This window comes from Xanthomonas cannabis pv. cannabis (assembly GCF_000802365.1).
Taxonomy (GTDB): domain Bacteria; phylum Pseudomonadota; class Gammaproteobacteria; order Xanthomonadales; family Xanthomonadaceae; genus Xanthomonas; species Xanthomonas cannabis.
This window is the reverse complement of the sequence record NZ_JSZE01000194.1, coordinates 1-2,889: the sequence shown is the minus strand read 5'-3', so window position 1 is coordinate 2,889 and position 2,889 is coordinate 1. Positions and strand designations below refer to the sequence as shown.

Genomic DNA, 2,889 nt, shown 5'->3' with positions numbered 1-2,889 from the left:
TACTTAACTTACCTGAAGAGGTGCCCATCGTACCATTAGGTGACATAGCGAATGCTCCCCAGGTTTTTATCCATTTACCGGCCGCTCTCGGTGCCGCGCTTTCGCCTGAGCCACCTTGGGGTATAGGAGCGCAACCAGCAGCGCCTTGACCTCCGATTGGATAATATCCCGGAGGGCAATTGCCTTCGGCAAATGTTTCTAATGATAGAAAAACCAAAATGAATAACAGGGCAATTTTAGTCATTATTACACCCTAAAGTACGAATCGTTGAATTAAAATTTCACGTACGAGGACGCTTCATATCACTTGAAGTTGACGCTTGGGCCATTATGCCGGGCGACGCGTTAGACCCTGAATTCGATCCCGAACTAGGAGATGTGACTCGTACTTCCGGTGCAGAAGAGGAAGCCGACGATGCCGACTCTCTAGCAGGAGTAGATGGGACGTACGAGCCGGGAGCCTGCCCTTGCGGCCCAGGCGACCCACCAGCCGATGCTGCGCCGCCGATCTGGGAGTAGGCCATGAAGCTGCCTAACGTACCTTGGAAGAAGAACGTGGCCATCGGAGGTGTCGTCAGGATCAGGAGAGTCAACAATACGCCCATCCCGCCGATTTGCATGGCCTGACTTGTGATGCCGTTCGTAAAATCCATGTCCAGCACCATGCCGAGCCCCTTGACCGCCCAGAGCGATCCAGCGACCTTGGCGACCATCTTCATGCAGATCAACACCATCGCGGCCAGCACGCCCATCGAGAACATCGTACCGATACCATAAAGCAGCCACTTCTGGAACAGCCGCTTGGTCTGATCAAATAACACTATGAGGAGTGGGCCGAAACCGACAAACATTGGAATGGCGCCTGGGATAGCGACAGCATAGCGGTAGCCGCAAGCGCCGGGCCACCGGCGCCAATGCCGGCGAACCACATTGTGGCAGCCTTCTCTCGCTGCAGACCTTGATAATAGGCCACACCCAGCGAATCGATCTTGGTCAGCGCCACTTGTAACCGGACCGGACCTTCACCGATCTGCCGCACGGCTTTTTTATCTCCGTCGCTGATAATCAGCGTGAAAGTTCCCTGCTAAACTTCCATCGGAATAATTTGGCCCAAATCCTGACCCGAATCAAGAATAGTTAGTTAATAGCTTCTGAAACTAGCCTGAACTGCATCCCGAGTAATATATTTTACAGTCAACCTTCCCACATTCTTGCAAAGCAAGACTTTCTGCTCTCTCTTTAGACGAAGAAGTAGATGTTCTAGAGCTGTAGACACCTTCAGAACTAGCAATAGCTACACACCCATTCTTATAGAAGACTTGCGCTTTACAACCAACCCCGCCACCTTGAATACAAAAATCGACGGCAGCCTTTCGTGCAGCAGACTTCGATACCTTAGCCTCGGCGACACCAAGTATTCTATCATCCTCACTATAAGCCAGCGCCCCCCATCTAGTTTCCCATTCCCCTGTGGACTGGGGACTGGAATTACTGTCTGAAGTCATTGGAGCACAACCTGATACACCCTGCCCACCAATCGGATAATAACCTGGCGGGCAGTTCCCCTCGGCCAAAGCACCAGCGGAATAGAAGAAATAAACGAAAGCAAAAAAATAACTTATTCACCTTTAACTCCTATACCGCAGTAGTGCCACGGTTCGATGCTCGGGAGCCGGCCTGCGGAGCTTGGGATGTGTTGGACCCAACCAGTTGAGGTGAGATACTACGAGCATCATCTACATGTCTATTGTCACTACTGCTCGGCTGCCTTGGAGTATAAGATCCAGGCGCCTGCCCCTGCGGCCTTGGCGATCCGCCTGAAGATGCTGCACCGCCAATCTGAGAATACGCCAGGAAGCTACCCAGGGTTCCCTTGAAGAAAAACACGGCCGTCGGAGGCGTCGTCAGAATCAGGAGCGTCAACAATACGCCCATCCCGCCGATTTGCATGGTCTGGCTTGTGATGCCGTTCGTAAGTTCCATATCCAGCACCATGCCAAGCCCCTTGACTGCAATTAAACTAACCACATTCAAATTTGAAAAATTCAGTAACTCCTATATTGCGAATTACTGCAGCCCGAGTACAATATTTCGCACTTCGCGCCACCCGTTTGCAACCGACAAGTCTCAAGCGCGTTCTTTTCAACTTCATGTAAAGTTGCCGCACGGGAAAACATGGATTTATTCGCAGCTAAGTTGTTAGCAATTGCTGCGCACTGATTTTTATAGAAAAAGTAAGGATCACACTTTTTACCGCCTTGCCTTTCACAAGCATCCTTAGCATCTTTACGCGCGTCCGATTTCGTTCTTTTGTTGACGGACGTACCCACTATTCCAGCTTCCCGATCAATAGCAAAGGCTCCCCAGCGCGTGTCCCACTGGCCACTCGGTGAAGCTTGACTTCCCGAAGAATTCCCACCTATAGGAGCGCAGCCAGTCGCACCCTGACCGCCAATGGGATAAAAACCCGGAGGGCAATTACCTTCAGCACAAGCAAGGGAGGGAGTGAAGATCAATATTAAAATTAGCAACAGGAAAATTATGCGCAGCATATATGTACCTCAACTACTTAAATCACGATGGGATGCTTTTGCTCCGACATTGGCGTCCTGCGATGTGGGAGAGCCATTTGAAGAACTCACAGTACGCAATGCTTCATTAGGAGTATCTGCGCGTGTAGTATCTACCCTAGCCGGCGGCACGTATGAACCCGGCGCCTGTCCCTGCGGACCAGGAGATCCGCCAGCTGAAGCCGCACCGCCAATCTGCGAATACGCCATGAAGCTACCCAAGGTACCTTGGAAGAAGAACGCGGCCATCGGAGGTGTCGTCAAGATCAGGAGCGTCAACAATACGCCCATCCCGCCGGTTTGCATGGCCTGGCTTGTG

The 2,889-nt window shown here is 51.6% G+C and carries 3 protein-coding genes and 1 pseudogene; all 4 read right to left on the bottom strand.

The features are described from left to right. Positions 1 to 244 (bottom strand): annotated as a pseudogene (locus OZ10_RS22980) (DUF4189 domain-containing protein); the annotation flags it as partial. A 37-nt stretch (positions 245 to 281) separates the two neighbouring features. Next, a complete protein-coding gene (locus OZ10_RS19935; RefSeq protein WP_039566812.1) occupies positions 282 to 851 on the bottom strand; it encodes a type IV secretion system protein in 570 nt (189 codons plus the stop codon). Positions 852 to 1,157: 306 nt separating this feature from the next. After that, positions 1,158 to 1,505, bottom strand: a complete 348-nt coding sequence (locus tag OZ10_RS23280) for a DUF4189 domain-containing protein (RefSeq protein WP_081419696.1) — start codon at positions 1,503 to 1,505, stop codon at positions 1,158 to 1,160. Between the two features lie 540 nt (positions 1,506 to 2,045). Then, positions 2,046 to 2,552, bottom strand: a complete 507-nt coding sequence (locus OZ10_RS23035; protein WP_081419695.1) for a DUF4189 domain-containing protein — start codon at positions 2,550 to 2,552, stop codon at positions 2,046 to 2,048. Positions 2,553 to 2,889 lie beyond the last annotated feature (337 nt).